15 protein-coding genes are annotated in these 18,227 nt (G+C 72.0%); all 15 read right to left on the minus strand.

What is annotated here, in order from left to right:
- Positions 1-106 precede the first annotated feature (106 nt).
- The 15 genes from atpB to lysA all read right to left on the minus strand — a co-directional run bounded on the left by atpB (position 107) and on the right by lysA (position 18,151).
- Positions 107-949: a F0F1 ATP synthase subunit A gene (gene atpB, locus ACYVGT_RS07630; protein WP_460855848.1), complete on the minus strand. Its 843-nt coding sequence runs from the start codon at positions 947-949 to the stop codon at positions 107-109.
- Between the two features lie 108 nt (positions 950-1,057).
- Entirely contained in the window at positions 1,058-1,273 is a 216-nt protein-coding gene (locus ACYVGT_RS07635) for an AtpZ/AtpI family protein (protein ID WP_460855735.1), read from the minus strand.
- A gap of 60 nt (positions 1,274-1,333) precedes the next feature.
- On the minus strand, positions 1,334-1,789 hold the full coding sequence (locus ACYVGT_RS07640; protein ID WP_460855736.1) for a hypothetical protein: 456 nt from the start codon (positions 1,787-1,789) through the stop codon (positions 1,334-1,336).
- 238 nt (positions 1,790-2,027) lie between these two features.
- The gene (locus ACYVGT_RS07645) at positions 2,028-3,230 is read right to left on the minus strand and encodes a glycosyltransferase family 4 protein (protein ID WP_460855849.1); all 1,203 of its coding nucleotides are present in this window, start codon (positions 3,228-3,230) and stop codon (positions 2,028-2,030) included.
- A gap of 168 nt (positions 3,231-3,398) precedes the next feature.
- Positions 3,399-4,283 (minus strand): L-threonylcarbamoyladenylate synthase, encoded by an 885-nt coding sequence (locus tag ACYVGT_RS07650; protein WP_460855737.1) that lies wholly within the window; start codon positions 4,281-4,283, stop codon positions 3,399-3,401.
- 69 nt (positions 4,284-4,352) lie between these two features.
- The gene (gene prmC, locus ACYVGT_RS07655; RefSeq protein ID WP_460855738.1) at positions 4,353-5,210 is read right to left on the minus strand and encodes a peptide chain release factor N(5)-glutamine methyltransferase; all 858 of its coding nucleotides are present in this window, start codon (positions 5,208-5,210) and stop codon (positions 4,353-4,355) included.
- On the minus strand, positions 5,207-6,274 hold the full coding sequence (gene prfA, locus ACYVGT_RS07660) for a peptide chain release factor 1 (RefSeq protein WP_460855739.1): 1,068 nt from the start codon (positions 6,272-6,274) through the stop codon (positions 5,207-5,209). The genes prmC and prfA overlap by 4 nt, the downstream gene beginning before the upstream one ends.
- Positions 6,275-6,409: 135 nt before the next feature.
- On the minus strand, positions 6,410-6,619 hold the full coding sequence (rpmE, locus tag ACYVGT_RS07665; protein ID WP_460855740.1) for a 50S ribosomal protein L31: 210 nt from the start codon (positions 6,617-6,619) through the stop codon (positions 6,410-6,412).
- 351 nt (positions 6,620-6,970) lie between these two features.
- Positions 6,971-8,248: a serine hydrolase domain-containing protein gene (locus tag ACYVGT_RS07670; protein WP_460855741.1), complete on the minus strand. Its 1,278-nt coding sequence runs from the start codon at positions 8,246-8,248 to the stop codon at positions 6,971-6,973.
- Between the two features lie 243 nt (positions 8,249-8,491).
- Positions 8,492-10,285, minus strand: a complete 1,794-nt coding sequence (locus ACYVGT_RS07675; protein ID WP_460855742.1) for an L-lactate permease — start codon at positions 10,283-10,285, stop codon at positions 8,492-8,494.
- A 343-nt stretch (positions 10,286-10,628) separates the two neighbouring features.
- Entirely contained in the window at positions 10,629-12,641 is a 2,013-nt protein-coding gene (gene rho / locus ACYVGT_RS07680) for a transcription termination factor Rho (RefSeq protein WP_460855743.1), read from the minus strand.
- A 429-nt stretch (positions 12,642-13,070) separates the two neighbouring features.
- Positions 13,071-14,081 carry a homoserine kinase gene (thrB, locus tag ACYVGT_RS07685; protein WP_460855744.1) on the minus strand — a complete coding sequence of 337 codons (1,011 nt, stop codon included), beginning with the start codon at positions 14,079-14,081 and terminating at the stop codon, positions 13,071-13,073.
- The gene (gene thrC / locus ACYVGT_RS07690) at positions 14,081-15,139 is read right to left on the minus strand and encodes a threonine synthase (protein WP_460855850.1); all 1,059 of its coding nucleotides are present in this window, start codon (positions 15,137-15,139) and stop codon (positions 14,081-14,083) included. Before thrC ends, thrB begins: the two co-directional genes overlap by 1 nt.
- Positions 15,140-15,340: 201 nt before the next feature.
- Positions 15,341-16,636, minus strand: a complete 1,296-nt coding sequence (locus ACYVGT_RS07695) for a homoserine dehydrogenase (RefSeq protein ID WP_460855745.1) — start codon at positions 16,634-16,636, stop codon at positions 15,341-15,343.
- A gap of 120 nt (positions 16,637-16,756) precedes the next feature.
- Complete coding sequence (lysA, locus tag ACYVGT_RS07700; RefSeq protein WP_460855746.1) at positions 16,757-18,151, minus strand: diaminopimelate decarboxylase; 1,395 nt, start codon at positions 18,149-18,151, stop codon at positions 16,757-16,759.
- Positions 18,152-18,227: the final 76 nt, after the last annotated feature.

Raw genomic sequence — 18,227 nt, forward strand, 5'->3', positions numbered from 1 at the left:
CAGACAATGCCGACGGGCTCATGCCGTCGAACTGACGTTGATTACCGGACTGGGGTCGTAAAGCGTGCGCAGCATCGCGGCGCGGTACCTCTCGGGAGGCGCCGGCTTAGTGCGCACCCTCCATGGCCTCTCCGAGGTAAATGGAGGACAGTAGGACGAACACGTACGCCTGCACGGCCATGATGAACAGCTCGAAGGCGGTGAAGGCCAGGAATCCGATCAGCGCGACAGCGGAGTAGCCCGTCGAAAGCAGGCCGAGCCCGATGTTGGGGGCGCCGAAGAGGTTGAACATGTACCAGCCGCCCGCAGCGAAGACCGCGAGGAGCAGGTGGCCGGCGAACATGGTCGCGAAAAGACGGATCATGTGCGTCGCCGGACGGATGATGAAGTTCGACAGGGCCTCGATCGGCACCACGACCGGGAGGATCCACCCGGGGACGCCGCCGGGCACCAGGCGCGCCTTCATGTGGGCGCCGAAACCGTGCCGCTTGATGCCGATGAAGTTCCAGAGCACGAAGATAAACAGCGCCAGGACGGCCGGGTACGCCATGTTGGACGTCACCGGCAGCTGCAGTCCCGGGATCAGACCCATGATGTTCATCGAGAAGATGAACAGGAAGAGGGTCACCATCAGCGGCAGGAACTTGTCGCCGGCCTTGCCCATCGTGGAGCGGGTGATCTGGTCGCGGATGAACCCGACCAGCAGCTCGGCCATGCTCTGCCCGCGCGAGGGGACAACCTTGGCGTTACGGGTAGTGAAGTACCAGAATGCCGACGCCACCAGCAGGGCCACCACCAGTACGAGGGTGTACTTGGTGATGCCGGAGGTGAAGGGCAGGCCGAAGTCCACCCACGGCGTGGGGAAGAACAGGCTCGTCCCCGGCGCCTCGAAACCGCAGCCGAAATCGTTGAAGAGGTGGCAGCCTTCTTCACCGGCGGCGCTGTACACAACGTCAGCACTCACGGCGAACCCTTTCGTCGTGACGCAACTCAATCCTCGATGTATGGGGCCCTGCTGCGCCGCACTCGGGGAGCGGCGCGCTGCGGGGCCGGACGTTCAGGACCGGACGTACTGGGTGATGATCAGGTACATCGCCCCGACCAGGCCCAGCAGGAGACCGATGGGCAGGAACAGCGTCTCGAAACCGAACGCCCGATCCGCCAACCAGCCGAGAAACCCCCAGAAGGCAAGGCCCCCCAGCAGGTACGAGACGATCGTCATACCGCTGGCGTTCGACACCTCTGTGTCGTCCGCCGTCTTCCGCTCGCTCATCTCGCCGCTCCGCTGGTTCGCCGGTGGTGGCACGGATCCGCGCCCCTGGGGAAAGGGCCTTCACCGCTGTTCCCCGGCCACGGCCTGAGCCTCCTCGGAGCGCTCCGCCGCGGCGGACTCGGCCTCAGGGACGACGTAGAGCTGCTTCACCCGGCGGCTCGCCACTGCTTGCCCGCCGAGCCAGAAGATGATGCAGGCGAGCGCGGTCATCGCGAACGCAGTGTGGTCGAAGGCGGTCGTCCCGCCGAAGACGATGAGGACGACCGCGAGGATGCCGATCTTCGTCGTGTAGACGAGGAACGCCACCGGCAGCATGAGCTGCGCGTTGCGCTCGCCGGTGCGGGCGATCACGTAGGCCGAGACCGCGAAGCAGCCAAGGATGAGCAGCGCCCCGAACACCGCGCCGATCAGGCCGTGCACGCCCGCGAGGGCGAAGGCCGCGATCATGGCGACCAGGCCTGCCGCGGCGGTGGGAATCGCGGCGCCGCGGAGAATCCGGGCGTCGTGTTCCTGCATGGCTGAGCTCCGGTGGTGTTCAGTGGGGTGCTTGCTCGTGAAAGCTATCACAAGGATTTCGGACCCCGATTCCGGAGAACCGTGCGACCGCAGCGCTGGCGCCGGATACGTCCGTCTATCGGGGTCGGGTTCAGCCTAAAGGGTCCCCGCGGTGGTCCGGCACCACCCCCCGCGAAAGTCCCGAAACGGGACGGGCCCCCCTGCGCGGCCGCAAAAGTTCACACCCTGCTCGGGAACTTCAGGAGCTCTTCCCGGAGCCTCCCGGAACAGCCTCCTGCGGAGCCTCCACGGGGGTTTCGGACACCGTGTGGCGGCGCCGCAGCGCCCTGCGCCGGAGGCGCGGGAGAGTGATGAGTCCCACCGCGCACGCGGCGACGAGCACGGTGACCGTCAGCACCATCAGCGGGGTGTCGAGCACCGACAGGCTGACCGACGCGAACGCGATGATCGCCGCCCACAGGTACATGAGCAGCACCGCCCGCTTGTGCGAGTGGCCCAGCTCCAGCAGCCGGTGGTGCAGGTGCTTCTTGTCCGGGGCGAACGGGGACTTGCCGGCCAGGGTGCGGCGCACCACCGCGAGGAACAGGTCGGCCAGCGGCAGCGCCAGCACGAGCAGCGGCAGCAGCACCGGCAGGAACGCGGCCAGGGCGTGGAAGCCCATGCCGGTCGCGTCCGCGGCGGCCGAGCGGTCGGGCAGGAAGAGGCCGGTCACCGAGATGGTGATCGAGGCGAGCAGCAGGCCGAGCAGCATCGACCCGGTGTCGCCCATGAACACCCGCGCCGGGTTGAAGTTGTGCAGCAGGAAGCCGATGCAGACGCCGACCAGGATGATCGCGACCATCGCCGGATAGGACTGGCGCTCGAAGCCGGCGTCGACGGCGGCCACGTAGTAGTAGGCGAAGAACGCCATGGCGGAGATCGCGACGATGCCCGCGGCCAGTCCGTCGAGGCCGTCGGCGAAGTTCACCGCGTTGATGGTGACCAGGATCAGCAGGACCGACAGCACCGCGCCGAGCCAGGGCCCCAGGGACAGCTGCATGCCGGGCAGCGGCAGCCAGAGCAGCTGCACGCCCTGGGCGACCAGGATTCCGGCGGCGGCGGTCTGCCCGGCGAGCTTGGGCACCGGGCCCATCCCCCACCGGTCGTCGATGATGCCGATCGCGGTGATCAGGCCGCCGGCCATCAGCAGGCCCCACCAGATCCGCGCCGTGTCGGTGCGGAAGACCTCCTGCAGGTGCGGCAGCTGCGCGGAGATCAGCAGCGCCGCCGCGAAGCCGCCGAAGATGGCGACACCGCCCATCCGCGGGATGGGCTCGGTGTGCACGTCCCGGTCGCGGACCGGGGGCACGGCGCCGAACGCGATCGCCGCCCTGCGGACGAAGGGGGTGAGCAGATAGGTGACCGCCACGGCGATGACGAAAGTGAGCGCGTACTCCCGCACGGCGCGATCGCCGACCTTCCCGTTACGTTGCGGTACCGCGCCGATGCACCCCGGCGCGGAGACCGCCAACCTAGCATTGCACGGCTGCGCGGTAGCCCGCTCAGCAGCCTGTTCAGCGAGCGGATCTGCGGACGGCGGCCTGCCGGCCGCGTCCGCCGGCGCCCACGGTCAGGAGTCCGGCGCCCCGGGGCGCTCCCCCGCCGGCCCGCTGCCCTGGCCGGCGTCGGCGGAGCCCGCGTCGGCGGTTCCAGCGTCCTGCGTGCCGGTGTCCTGCTGGGCGGCAGCGGCGCCGTCGGAGGCGGCGGTGCCGCTGTCTGCTGCTGCGGCGCCCGCGGCACCGGTGTCCTCGCCGTCCGCATCGCCGGCGGCGTCTTCGGACTCGGCCGGCTCCTCGGCGCGGCGCTGGCGCGCCTCGCCGATGACCGTGCCGCACACCGCGCGGAGCTGCTCGATGGAGACCGCGCCCGCCCGCAGCACCCGCGGCACCGCATAGGTCAGGTCGACGATGGTGGACGGCGCGCCGCCCTCGCAGGCGCCCCCGTCGAGGTAGACCGCGACCTTGTCGCCCAGCTGCGCGCGCGCCTCGTCCATCGTGGCGGCCGCCGGCTGGCCGGAGAGGTTGGCGCTGCTGACCGCCATCGGGCCGGTCTCCTTCAGCAGCTCGATCGCCGCCGGGTGCATCGGCATCCGCACCGCGACCGTGCCCTTGGTGTCCCCCAGGTCCCAGGAGAGGCTCGGGGTGGCGTGGCAGACGATGGTCAGCGGCCCGGGCCAGAACTCGTCAATGAGGTCCTGTCCGTGCCCGCCGAGGTCGTCGACGAGTGCATGCGCGGCGCGGACCGAGCCCACCAGCACCGGCGGCGGCATGTCGCGGCCGCGCCCCTTCGCAGCGAGCAGCGCGGCGACGGCCGCCGGGCTGAACGCGTCCGCGCCGATGCCGTAGACGGTGTCGGTCGGCAGCACGGTGAGCTCGCCGCGGCGCACCGTTGACGCCGCATCCGCGATCCCGTCCTTGCGTTCCTGCTCATCGGCGCAGTCGTAAGCGCGGCTCACCTCAGGTCACCTCGGTTCGTGTCGTGCGGGCCTGCTGGCGGGGCAGCGGCAGTGCCCGTCTGTAGTCGCCTAGTCGTCAGCGCGGCGCATGACCACGAACCGGTCCCGATGGGCCAGGTCCTTGCGGTTGCGCACGTCGCGCCAGCCCAGCTCTTCGGGGAAGAGCCGGGGAATGTCGATGCCCTGCCCGTCGCCGTGCTCGATCGCCATGGCGCCGCCGGGGCGGAGCAGGCGGCGGCCGACGCCTTCCAGGGCGCGGATCATGTCCAGCCCGTCCGCGCCCGACCAGAGCGCCGGCGCCGGGTCGTGGTCGCGCACTTCCGGCGGGATCCGGGCGCCGTCGCCGGTGGGCACGTAGGGCGGGTTGCTGATCAGCAGGTCCACCCGGCCGTCCAGCTCGTGCAGTGCGGCGCGCAGGTCGCCCTGGTGCGCGGTGACCCGGTCGGCGTGGCCCGTCTCGGCGATGTTGCGCTCGGCCCAGGCGAGGGCTTCGCCGTCGAGCTCGACCGTGTGCACGCGCGAGCGCGGCACTTCCTGGGCGATGGAGATGGCGATGGCTCCGGATCCGGTGCCGAGGTCGGCGACGAGCGGATCGGCCACATCCATGGCGCGCAGGGTGTCGATCGCCCAGTCGACCATGATCTCGGTCTCCGGGCGGGGCACGAAGACGCCGGGGCCCACGGCCAGTTCGAGGTAGCGGAAGAAGGCGCGGCCGGTGATGTGCTGCAGCGGCTCGCGAGCGGCGCGGCGCGCGACGCACTCCCAGTACAGGGCGTCGAACGCGCCGTCGCCGACGGTGTGCAGCTCTCCTCGACGAACGCCGTGCACGAACGCCGCGAGTTCCTCGGCGTCGGTGCGGGGGGAGTCCACCCCCGCCTCGGCCAGCCGCAGCGTGGCCCGCGCGACTTCGTCGAGCAGGAAGTTCATGACTGGGCCTGCTCCAGCCTTTCGTTGGTGTCGGCGTCGATCAGGGCCTGGAGAACTCCGCCCAGGTCACCGTCGAGGACCTGGTCGAGATTGTATGCCTTGTAGCCGACCCGGTGATCGGAGATCCGGTTCTCCGGGAAATTGTAGGTGCGCACCCGCTCGGACCGGTCGACCGTGCGGACCTGGCTCTTCCGCTCGGCCTGCGCCTCGGCGTCGGCGCTCGCCTGCGCCTCGGCGAAGATCCGGGCGCGCAGGATGCGCATCGCCTGCTCCTTGTTCTGGAGCTGGCTCTTCTCGTTCTGGCAGGAGACGACGATGCCGGTCGGCAGGTGGGTGATGCGGACCGCGGAGTCGGTGGTGTTCACCGACTGCCCGCCGGGCCCGGAGGAGCGGTAGACGTCGATGCGGAGGTCGTTGTCGTTGATCTCGACCTCGATCTCCTCCGCCTCGGGCACCACGAGCACACCGGCCGCGGAGGTGTGGATGCGGCCCTGCGACTCGGTGACCGGGACCCGCTGGACGCGGTGCACGCCCCCCTCGAACTTGAGGTTGGGCCACACGCTGTCGGCGGCCTCGGCCCCGCCCTTGTTCTTGAAGGCGATCGTGATGTCCTTGTACCCGCCGAGGTCGGACGGCGTGGAGTCGATGACCTCGGTCTTCCAGCCGCGCCGCTCGGCATAGCGCAGGTACATGCGGACGAGGTCGCCGGCGAACAGAGCCGACTCCTCGCCGCCCTCGCCGGCCTTGACCTCCATGATGAGGTTCTTGTCGTCGGCCGGGTCGCGCGGGACCAGCAGGACGCGCAGCCGCTCGGTGAGGCGCTCGCTCTCAGCTTCGAGCCGCTCGGCCTCCTCGGCGAAGGAGGAGTCCTCGACGGCGAGCTCGCGGGCGGCCTCCAGGTCGCTCTCCACCTGGCCGAGCTCGCGGTAGGCGGCGATGACGGGGGTGAGCTGGGAGTAGCGCTTGCCCAGGCTGCGGGCGCGCGCCTGGTCGGCGTGCACCTCCGGATCGGCGAGCTGCTGCTCGAGCTCGTAGTACTCGCCCAGAAGGTCGTCCAGCTTCACGTCTGATCCCGTCGAGATGGTGGCTGTCGAACCGCCCGGCGCTGCGTGAGCGGCGCCGCGGAGCGGCGGAGGACCGTCGACGGCGGCGCCGCTCCGTGCACGTGGCCGTGCCCGGTGCGGCGCCGCCGGAGGTGCCTACTTGCGCTTGCCGAAGCGCTTCTCGAAGCGGGCCACGCGGCCGCCGGTGTCCATGATCTTCTGCTTGCCCGTGTAGAACGGGTGGCAGGCGGAGCAGATGTCCGTGCGGATCACACCGTCGCCCTTGGTGCTGCGGGTGGTGAAGCTGTTCCCGCAGGTGCAGGTCACCTCGGTGACGACGTAGTTCGGGTGGATGTCGGCCTTCATGCGGTTCTCCTCATCGGGGGCGGTCGCCGGACGCACGCCGCGAAAGGAACCCGGGCACGATCGCACCCCGTGCGGGGTGGAGAGAGCGGCGTGCGCGAACCGGTACCGCTGGTCGTAGGACCTGGCGTGCCCCCGCGCCGGTGTGCCGCGGCCGGGCGGGGATGATCCCGCGGACCCGGTCGGTGCCCTGCGCAGGGCGGTTCCTTCCGCTACCAGTCTGCCAGAGTTCCCAACACGTTCGGACCGCGCGTTGTTCCCCCTGCAGCCCCGTGCCAAGCGCGCCGGCCGGGGCGCTCCCCGGCGCTGCTGCACCGCCGTTGCGAGCCGCGGATCCGCCGCCCGCTCCGGCTGCTACCTGCCGCCGTCCTCGCCACGGCCGGTGCCGCCGACGTCCTCGCTCGGGTAGTCGCCGGTGCTGGGCGAGGGGTCCGGCTCCAGCGGGGCCTCGGGACACATCGCGAGTTCGATCATCGACCAGGCCGGCGGGTCCGGGTTGGCCGAGTAGCGCGCCTGGAACAGGGTGAAGTCGAGGTCGTCGCCGTGCACCGTCCAGGTGCGGTGGCCGGGGATGTTGCCGGGGTGCATCCACACCTGCGCGCCGCAGCTCAGCGTGTAGGAGCGCGGGCCGAGCGCGAAACCGTATCCCTTGCCGCCGTCGTCGACGGCCTGGACCGTGAGCATCTCGTCGAGCATGTCGCCGGAGAGCACCTCGCCGTCGAGCAGCGCCCGCCAGAACCGGTTGACGTCGCTCACCGTCGACACCACCTGCGCGGTGCCGTACCAGCGGCTGGGGTCGAACTCGGTTACGTCGAACGGCTCGGAGCCGCCCTGGTGGTCCGAGACCGCCGCATAGCCGCGCATCACCGGATCGGGCACTGCGGAGTCGCCCGGGATGGAGGTCTCCTCAAGCCCGACGGGGTCCAGGACCAGCCGCTGCACCGACTCCGGATAGGGGCGCCCGGTGGCGCGCTCGATCGCCATCGCCACCAGTACGTAGTTGGTGTTGGAGTACTCGACGCTGCTGCCGGGCGCAAAGACCGGGCCGTGCTGCTCGGCGATCTCCACCAGGTCCTCCGGCTCCCAGGTGGCGCCGGGGTCGTCGGTGACGCTGGGCATCGCACCGTTGTAGCTGTAGAGGCCGCTGGTGTGGCTGAGCAGCATCCGCAGGGTGATCTGGTCGCCCCCGCCGACCAGCCCGGGGAGCATGTCCTCCAGCGTGTCGCCGAGGTTGAGGGTGCCCTGCTCGACCAGCTTGAGCGCGGTGGCGGCGACGAACGGCTTGGACAGGCTCGCGATGCGGAAGTGCGCGTTGGGGTCGACCGGGTCGCGGGTCTCGCGGTCGCTCACGCCCGCGACGCCGTTCCACGTGTCGGAGCCGTCGGCGTTGTGCTCGACGAGTTCGGCCACCGCGCCACTGGAGCCCTCGGCGATCACCTCGTTGAGCGCCTGCTGGAGCTGGACGCGCCGCTCGGAGCTGATCCGCGGCGGCTCCGGCGGCGGCTGGGACGCGGCCGCCTCCTGCGCGGGGCCGGCGTCCGCGGAGGGGCCGGAGGCGTGCACGGCCACGACTGCGGCGGCGACGGCGAGCGCCGCCGCGCCCGTTGTCGCGGCCCACCTCTTCACATCCATACGAGAGCGAATGGAAGCACGGAACGCCGGTTTTGGCGAACCGCCGCCGGGGTATCGAAGTCCCTCAGTGGCAGGCTTTGACGCCTTTCCTACCCCGCTGGTTCTACGCTTCTCCCCGCCGGGCGCTGCGGCCGCGCCCGCACTGCCGCAGCGCGGGCTGCGCCGCAGCTCAGCGCCGCAGCGAGGGCGCCGCGCGGGGCCGCGGACGCGCCGGCGGAGCGCCCGCGGCGGGAACGTCCGGGGTCAGGCGCCCGCGCGCGCCGCCTCTGCCGCATCCCGGCGGCGGAGCAGGACCGCCGCCGCGATCAGCACCAGGATCAGCGCGATGAGCATCCCCAGGCCCGCGTTCAGCCCGATGCCGTAGACCAGCAGGTAGGCCAGCGAGCCGGACATGAGCAGGTAGTAGATGCACGGGATCACGGTCTGGCGGAGCAGGTCGCCTTCGCGGCCCAGCAGGCCCACCACCGCGGCCGCCGCAACCACGTTGTGCACCGCGATCATGTTGCCGGCCGCGCCGCCGACCGCCTGGGCGGCGACCACCGATTCCGGCGCCACCCCGATCTGCTCGCCGGTGGAGAACTGGAACAGGCTGAACATGAGGTTCGACACAGTGTTGCTGCCCGCGACGAAGGCGCCCAGTGCGCCGATCCAGGGCGCGAACAGCGGCCAGGTGCCGCCGGCCAGTGCCGCTGCGCCCTCGGCCAGGGTCAGCGGCATCGACTCCAGGTCGCCGCCGGTGAACTCGGTCCCGGTGTTGATGAAGACCCGCACCAGCGGCACCGCGAACAGCAGCGCGAACGCCGCGCCGGCCAGCTGCGATCCTGCCGACTTCCAGGAGTCGGCGATCTGCCGGCGCGTCATCCGGTGCAGGCCGTAGGTGATGAGGCAGACCAGGATGAACGTGGCGCCCGGCGAGTAGAGCGGCTGCACGGCGTCGCCGATGGAGGTGCCGAACAGGCCGTCGGGAGCGCCGACCCGGATGCCTTCCAGCCACTCCTTGAGCGGAGTGATGGTCCGGGTGAGGACGAGGACGCCGGCCACGATGAGGTAGGGCGTCCAGGCGCGCACCAGGCCGATCCGGCCGCCGGCGACCTCCCCGTCGCCGACCCCCGGGACGATGTTGCCGAGCCAGCGCTGCTCCCAGCGCTCCCGCGGCGGGAAGTCCCAGATCTCCTTCGGCATCAGGAAGCCGGTGCGCGCCGCGGCGAGCACGATCAGCAGTCCGGTGAGCCCGCCCAGCAGGGAGGTGAATTCGACGCCGAGGAAGGCGTTGAAGAACACCGAGGGGATCACCATCGCCAGCGCCGAGAAGAGCGCGAACGGCCAGACGGCGAGGCCGTCGGAGAACCTGCGGCGGCCGCCGTAGAAGCCGGTGAGCATGCAGCACAGGATCAGCGGGACCAGGGTGCCGGTCAGCGCGTGCAGCACGACGACCTCGAAGCCGATCTGGCTGATCATCGCGTCGAAGCCGGTACCGGTGGCGGCGGTGTGCGCTTCGACGTTGGGCGCACCGGTGAGGCCGCCGCCGACGCCGACCAGGACGGGCGTGCCGACCGCACCGAAGCTGACCGGCGTCGACTGGATGATGAGGCCGACCATGACCGCGGCCATCGCCGGGAAGCCCAGCGCCAGCATGAGCGGCGCGACGACCGCCGCCGGGGTGCCGAACCCGGAGGCGCCCTCGATGAAGCTGCCGAACAGCCAGCCGATGATGATCGCCTGCACGCGCCGGTCCGGACTGATGCCGGTGAAGGTCGCCCGGATCGTGGCGATCGCGCCGCCCTTGGTGAGCGTCGCCAGCAGGAGCAGCGCGCCGAAGATGATGTAGAGCAGCCCGATCGCGAGGATCAGGCCCTGCACGGTGGAGGCGGCGATCGCCGCCCACTCGGTGTCCCACACCAGCACCGCGATGAGGACGACGACCGCGTAGCCGACGGGCATGGCGTATTTGGCCGGCCAGCGCAGGCCGAGCAGGAGGATGCCGACGACCGCGATGGGCGCGAGGGCGATCAGGCTGAGCAGGGCGAGGTTGTCCATCCGCGGTGCTCCCGGGGGGTCGGAGTACCGGAGCGGCCGTGCCGGTGGGGTGCGGGCGGGGCCGAGCGGTACCGGACGGAGAGGGGTGGTGGGCGGGGTGGCTCAGTGGTCGCGACTGCCCGGCGGCGTCGGCGGGCCGTTCGACCCGCGAATGCTATGCCCGTGACTCATGTCACGTAAAGACCGGATTGGCGGGGCTGAATGAATCGCTCCGCGAACACCCTGCACACACACCGCACAGAATCGCGGACTGCGCGTCCCCCTGCGCGTCCCCGGACCGCGCACGGGAAAGGGCGGCCCCTCCGCGGGAGGGACCGCCCTTTCCGTACCGCTCATGCCCTGGTCAGGTCGTCTGCTGGACCTGCAGCAGGAACTCGGTGTTGCTCTTGGACTCCTTCATCTTGTCCAGGAGGAGTTCGAGCGCCTGCTGGGTGTCGAGCGCGTGCAGGACGCGCCGGAGCTTCCAGATGATGGCGAGCTCCTCCTTGGACATGAGGATCTCCTCCTTGCGGGTGGAGGAGGCGTCCACGTCCACCGCGGGGAAGATGCGCTTGTCCGCGAGCTGCCGGTTGAGCTTGAGCTCCATGTTGCCGGTGCCCTTGAACTCCTCGAAGATGACCTCGTCCATCCGGGAGCCGGTCTCCACCAGCGCGGTGGCGAGAATCGTCAGCGAGCCGCCGTTCTCGATGTTGCGCGCCGCACCGAAGAACCGCTTCGGCGGGTAGAGCGCGGTCGAGTCGACACCGCCGGAGAGGATGCGCCCGCTGGCCGGCGCGGCCAGGTTGTAGGCGCGGCCCAGGCGGGTGATCGAGTCGAGCAGGACGACGACGTCCATGCCCATCTCGACGAGGCGCTTGGCGCGCTCGATCGACAGCTCGGCGACCGTGGTGTGGTCCTCGGCCGGGCGGTCGAAGGTGGAGTGGATGACCTCCCCCTTGACCGTGCGCTGCATGTCGGTGACCTCTTCGGGCCGCTCGTCGACGAGGACGACCATGAGGTGGCACTCGGGGTTGTTCTCGGTGATCGCGTTGGCGATCGACTGCAGCACCATCGTCTTGCCGGCCTTGGGCGGGGAGACGATGAGGCCGCGCTGGCCCTTGCCGATCGGGGCGACCAGGTCGATGATGCGCGTGGTCAGCACGTTCGGCTCGGTCTCCAGGCGGAGCCGGTCCTGCGGGTACAGCGGCACCAGCTTGGAGAATTCGGCGCGGCTGCGCGCCTGCTCGGGCGCCATGCCGTTGATGGTGTCCAGCCGGACGAGGGCGTTGAACTTCTCGCGCCGCTCGCCTTCGCGGGGCTGGCGCACCGCGCCGGTGATGGCGTCGCCCTTGCGCAGGCCGTGCTTGCGGACCTGGGCCAGCGAGACGTAGACGTCGTTGGCGCCGGGCAGGTAGCCGGTGGTGCGGACGAACGCGTAGTTGTCCAGGATGTCGAGGATCCCGGCAACCGGCAGGAGGACGTCGTCCTCGCCGATCACCGGCTCGGACTCCTGGCGCTCCCGGCCGCCGCGGCGGTCCCGCCGGTCGCGGCGCCGCCCGCGGCGCCGCCCGCCGCCGTCGTCGTCGTGGCTGCTGCTGCCGCCGCGGCCGCCCTGGTTCTGGCCCTGGTTCTGGCCGCCCTGGTTCTGGTTGCCGCCGCGCTGGCCGCCGTCGCTGTTCTGACCGCCGCCCTGGTTGTCGGACTGCTGGCCGTCGCCGTCCTCGCGGTTGCGGTTGCGCCGGTTGCGCTGGCGCTCGCGGCCGCTCTGGCGGCCGCCGGACTGCTGCCCGCCCGACTGCTGGCCGCCGGACTGCTGGTCAGGGCCGTTCTTCTGGGAGGTGTTCGAAGTCTTAGTCACACTGCTCGCGGAGGTAGAGGTTTCGGTCGCGTCCGAGGAGGTCCGGGACTGGTCACCGCCGTCCTCGCCGCGCTTGCGCGAGGAGCGGCGCCCGCGCCCCTTGTCGGCGGTCTCGCCCGCCGCGTCCGCCCCGCCCGAGGCCGCCGTGGCGTCGACCTTATCGGCCGCAGGCTCCTCGGCGGAGGACTTCGCGGCGCCGGACCGGCCACTGGCCGACTTCGGCGCCGAAACGGGGCCGCCCTGCTTCGCCTCGATCGCGGCGATGACGTCGTTCTTGCGCATCCGCCCGGTACCGGTGATGCCGAGGCTGGAAGCGAGGCGCTGGAGCTCGGTGAGCTTCAGCGCGGAGAGTCCGGTCCCGCCGGACTGCCGGCCGCGCGCCTGGCTCTTGGACGCGGCCGAGGCGGCGGCAGCACTGCCGTCCGCGGTCCCCGACTGCGCACCGGCTGCACCGGCCGCGGTGGGGGAATCACTGCTGCTGACCGCCGCGTCCGTGTGGAGATCGGTGGTGTCGCTCACTAAGGGTCCTTCCCAAGGAGCGGGCTCGTGCCGCTGGTCATGTTCTGCTACGGCAGGCCCGGTGGTGCGAACCGGCCTGGCGCCGGGTCGGGCATGCCCCACGTGGATGTGTGTCGGGAACCGAAGGCGCCCTTTACCCAATCGCGGCGGGCTCTGGGCACAGCCAGACAATGGGGCGTACAGCTCGGTGGTGCTTCCCGTGGACCGTCCTGTCGCTCTCGCCGGGCGGAAGAACAGCCGTCGGAGAGGCAGAGCCACGGGTGCGACGTGAGCTCGACACAGCGACCACCTTGGACCCCGCCGGTACACGTACGGGCGGTGTCGGTGCGGAGGACCCTGTGGCGGATGAGCACACGCCCCGCAACGGGGCATCTGGTGCTTCGACCAGCCTAACATCACCGGAGCCCACAGCTATTCCTCGACTCAGGTCTATGAACGGGGAGAACTGATCCGCACCCCAGCCGGATCGATTGTTAAGGGGCGTATGTGCCATCCCGTACCCGTTCGCGCTCGAATCGAATCCGTGAGCACGGCATCGATTTCCTCGCCCGACGGCGCGGAATGCCCGCCGCCGCGGGCGTTTCCGCCCGCCGCGGCGCCGGCGCTGCCGAGCACCAGCACCGTGGGGCCGGCGCCGGAGACCACCGCGGGCAGGCCCGCGGCGCGCAGATCGGCGATGAGGCGGGCGCTGGCCTGCATCGCAGCCGCCCGGTAGCCCTCGTGCAGCCGGTCCTCGGTGGCCGCGAGCAGCAGCTCGGGGTGGCCGGAAACGGCCGCGGTGAGCAGCGCCGCGCGGCCGGCGGTGAACGCGGCGTCGGCGTGCGGCACCTCGGCCGGCAGCAGGCCGCGGGCCTCCTTGGTGGAGGACCGCGTCTCCGGCACGCACACCACGGGCCGCAGCTCCGGCGACGGCGCCAGCGCCAGCGTGCGCCACTGCGGGCCGGCGGCGGCCGCGGCGCCGGAGTCGCGCCAGGAGATGGTGAAGCCGCCGTAGACGCAGGGCGCCACGTTGTCGGGGTGGCCCTCGATGTCGGCGGCGACCCGGAACACCCGGTCCCGGTCGAGGCCGCCGTCCGGCGCGTGCCAGCCCAGCAGACCGGCTGCAGCGGCCACGCCCGCGGTGATCGCCGACGCCGAGGAACCCAGTCCGCGGCTCTGCGGCACCGCGTTGCGGCAGTGCAGGTCGACTCCCGGCGGCTCCTCCCCCGCGGCCGCGTAGGCGGCGCGGAACGCCCTGGCGACCAGGTGGGAGGGGCCCTCCGGCACCTCGCCGGCGCCCTCGCCCGCCACCCGGACGCGCACGGCGCCGTCGGTGCGCGGGCGGGCGTCGACCTCGTCGTAGAGCGCGAGGGCCAAGCCCAGCGCGTCGAAGCCGGGGCCCAGGTTGGCGCTGGTGGCCGGGGTGCGCACGCGCACCGCGGCCAGGGGGGCGTCCGGCATCAGGCCAGCCCGAGCGCTGCGGCGGCCGCCTGGGCGTCGACCGGGACCGTGGTCGCGGAGGACGCTCCGGCCAGGGCCCAGTCGGGGTCCTTCAGGCCGTTGCCGGTCACCGTGCACACGACGCGGCTGCCGCGCTCGACCGCTCCGGCCTCGACGGCCTGCAGCAGGCCGGCGACGCTCGCGGCGGAGGCGAGCTCGACGAAGACGCCCTCCTCTGCGGCGAGCATCCGGTACGCGGCGAGGATCTGCCGGTCGGTGACCGAGTCGATCGCGCCGCCGGAGGCGTCCCGCGCCTCCGCGGCCAGCGACCAGGAGGCCGGGTTGCCGATCCGGATGGCGGTGGCGATGGTGCGCGGTGTCTCCACCGGCGCGCCGCTCACCATCGGCGCGGCGCCGCTGGCCTGGAAGCCCAGCATCTTCGGCGTGCGGGTGGCGATCCCGTCCTTGGCGTACTCGGTGTAGCCCATCCAGTAGGCGCTGATGTTGCCCGCGTTGCCCACCGGGAGGCAGTGCACGTCGGGCGCGTCGCCGAGGGCGTCGACGATCTCGAAGGACGCGGTCTTCTGGCCCTGCAGCCGGTACGGGTTGACCGAGTTGACCAGGGCAACCGGGTAGTCCACGGACAGCTTGCGGGCGAGCTCCAGGCAGTCGTCGAAGTTGCCGTCGACCTGGAGCAGCTGCGCACCGTGCACCAGGGCCTGCGCGAGCTTGCCCATCGCGATCTTGCCCTGCGGCACGAGGACGGCGCAGGTCATCCCGGCGCGGACCGCGTAGGCGGCGGCGCTGGCGCTGGTGTTGCCGGTGGAGGCGCAGATGACGGCCTTGGCGCCGTCCTCGGCGGCCTTGGAGATCGCCATCGTCATGCCGCGGTCCTTGAAGGAGCCGGTGGGATTGAGGCCCTCGACCTTGAGGAAGACCTCGCATCCGGTCAGCTCCGACACCCGGTTCGCGGGGACGAGCGGCGTGCCGCCCTCCAGCAGGGTGACGACCGGCGTCTGCGCCGTGACGGGGAGTCGGTCGCGGTATTCCTCGACGACTCCGCGCCACGCCCGTGCCATGCTCACGACAGGACCTTTCGCGGTGCGGTAGGGGCGGGGCGGGCTGGGCCCGCCCCCCTTCGATTCTACGGTCCCCCGCGCCGCGGCGGCGCCGGGGACATCCGTTCCGACCTGCACCGCCGCGCCCGGGCGGGCCCGGTGCGGCGGCGGTGCGCGGCGGAGGTTCAGGTGCCGGCGGGTGCGGCGGCCGGCGGCGCCGGGTCAGGCGCTGCCGAGGGCCTCGACGCGCATCACGCTGGCGACGCTGAGCACCTCGTCCAGCACGCTCAGCCGGTCGACGGTCGCGCTGAGCGCGGAGTCCGGGGCGGGGTGGCTGACCAGGATCAGCTGGGCGTCGCCGCCGGAGCCCTCCTGGCGCACGTTCTTGATGGAGACGCCGTAGTCGGCGAACACGTCGGCGACCAGCGCCAGCACGCCCGGCCTGTCGGCGACGTCGAGCGAGAGGTGGTAGCGGGTGACCGTGTCGCCCACCGGGTGCACCGGCAGGCCGGTGTCGTGCGCGCCCTCGCCGACCGAGGTGCCGGCGAGCCGGTTGCGCGCCACCGCGACCAGGTCGCCCAAGACCGCGCTCGCGGTGGGCGTGCCGCCGGCGCCCGCGCCGTAGAACATCAGCCGGCCGGCGTTCTCCGCCTCGACGAACACCGCGTTGTAGGCGCCGCCGACGGTCGCCAGCGGGTGCTCGCGCGGCAGCATCGCCGGGTGCACGCGGACGCCGACCGAGCTGCCGTCCTCGGCGAGCTGGCAGATCGCCAGCGGTTTGACGACGCAGCCCATGGCCTGCGCGCTCGCGATGTCGCCGGCGGTGACGCCGGTGATGCCCTCGCGGTGCACGTCGGCGGCGGTCACCTTCTGGGTGTGGAAGGCGAGCCGGGCCAGGATGGCCGCCTTCGCGGCGGCGTCGAAGCCCTCCACGTCAGCGGTCGGGTCGGCCTCGGCGTAGCCCAGCGCCTGCGCCTCTTCGAGGGACTCGGTGAAGCCGGCGCCCTGGGAGTCCATCCGGTCGAGGATGAAGTTGGTGGTGCCGTTGACGATGCCCATCACGCGGGTGACGCGGTCGCCGGCCAGGGAGTCGCGCAGCGGCCGCAGCAGCGGGATCGCGCCGGCCACCGACGCCTCGTAGAACACGTCGACATTGCTCTCCCGGGCGGCGGCGTGGATGGCCGCGCCGTCCTCGGCGAGCAGCGCCTTGTTCGCGGTCACCACCGACTTGCCGGCCTTGACCGCGGCGAGGATCAGCGACCGCGCGGGCTCGATACCGCCGATCACCTCCACGACGAGGTCGATGTCGGGGCGCGTGGCCAGCGCCATGGCGTCGGTGGTGATCAGCTCCGGGTCCAGGCCGGCGCCGCGCGCCCGCCCGGGGCGGCGCACCGCGACGCCGCCGATCTCGACCCGCGTGCCCACGCGCGCGGCGATCTCGTCGGCCTGCTCGGTGAGCTGCCGTGCGACCTCTGCACCCACGACGCCGCATCCGAGCAGCGCCACCTTCATCGCCATGGGGGGTGACTCCCGTTCCTGTCGACGCATCCTGAAGATCGGTTCCCGTTCGGGCCCGCGCCCGAACCGCGGCCGGCCAGTCCGTGCGGACCGTATCGGCCGGACCGGGCGCGGCCGCGCTCAGCCCAGATCGAGGCGGAGGAGGTCCTCCTCCGTCTCGCGGCGCACGATGGCACGCGCCGCACCGCCGGCGACGGCGACGACGGCCGGCCGCGGCAGGTGGTTGTAGTTGCTGGCCATCGAGTGGCAGTAGGCGCCGGTCGCGGCGACCGCCACGAGGTCGCCCGGCCGGAGGTCGTCGGGCAGGTAGAGGTCGTTGACCACGATGTCGCCGCTCTCGCAGTGCTTGCCGACCAGGCGGGACAGCATCGGCGCAGCACCGCCGCTCTCCCGCGAAGCGGGCACGCAGGTGTACTCGGCTCCGTAGAGGGCGGTGCGGATGTTGTCGCTCATACCGCCGTCCACGCTGACGTAGGTGCGGATGCCCTCCACGTCCTTCACCGTGCCGACCCGGTAGAGGGTGACGCCGGCCGGCCCGGCGATCGCGCGGCCCGGCTCGACCGCGATACGCGGCGGCTCCAGCCCACCGGCGGCGCACTCCCGGGCGGTGATGGCGGCGAGGTTCTCCGCGATGGCCTTCGGCGACAGCGGGGTGTCGCCGGGCACGTAGGCGATGCCGAGGCCGCCGCCGAGGTCCAGCTCGGGCAGGCTGACGCCGGTCTCGGTGTGGATCCGGGCGAGGAACGCGGCGACCCGGCGGGCCGCCACCTCGAAGCCGGCGGTGTCGAAGATCTGCGAGCCGATGTGCGAGTGCAGGCCCACCAGGCGCAGGTGCTCGGCGGCGAGCACCCGGCGGACCGCCTCGTCGGCGGCTCCGGTGCTCAGCGCGAAGCCGAACTTCTGGTCGTCGTGCGCGGTGGCGACGAACTCGTGGGTGTGCGCCTCCACCCCGGTGGTGACGCGGATGAGGACCGAGGGCGTGCAGCCGCGCTCGCCGGCGAGCCGCTCCAGCCGCTCGATCTCGTCGAAGGAGTCGACGACGATGCGGCCGACGCCGGCCTCCAGGGCGCGCACCAGCTCGGCCTCGGACTTGTTGTTGCCGTGCATGCCGAGGTCGGCGGGCGGGAACCCGGCAGCCAGCGCTACGGCGAGCTCGCCGCCGCTGCACACGTCGAGCTTGAGGCCCTCTTCGTGCACCCAGCGCGCGACCGCCTTGGTCAGCAGGGCCTTGCCGGCGTAGTAGACGTCCGCGCCGACCGCGGCGAACGCGGTGCGGAAGTCGCGGGCGCGGCCGCGGAAGTCGTCCTCGTCGAGGACGAACAGCGGGGTGCCGTACTCGCGGGCGAGCTCCGAGGCGGGGACGCCGCCGAGGACCAGCTCGCCGCTGACGCGCTGCGCGCTGCCCGGCCACACGCGCGGGTCCAGCTCGAAGAGGTCGTTGGGCGGCGCCGGCGGATTCTCCTCGGGCAGCACGTCGGCGTGGCGCGGGCCGGCGGGGTGGGCGTAGCGGCTCATGGCGGCTCTCGGCTGTCGTCTCGTGGCTGTGCGGGCAGCGGCGGTGGGCAGTGCGGTAGCGGTGCGGTTGGCGGCG

The sequence above is a fragment of the Nocardiopsis coralliicola genome, from assembly GCF_054779695.1.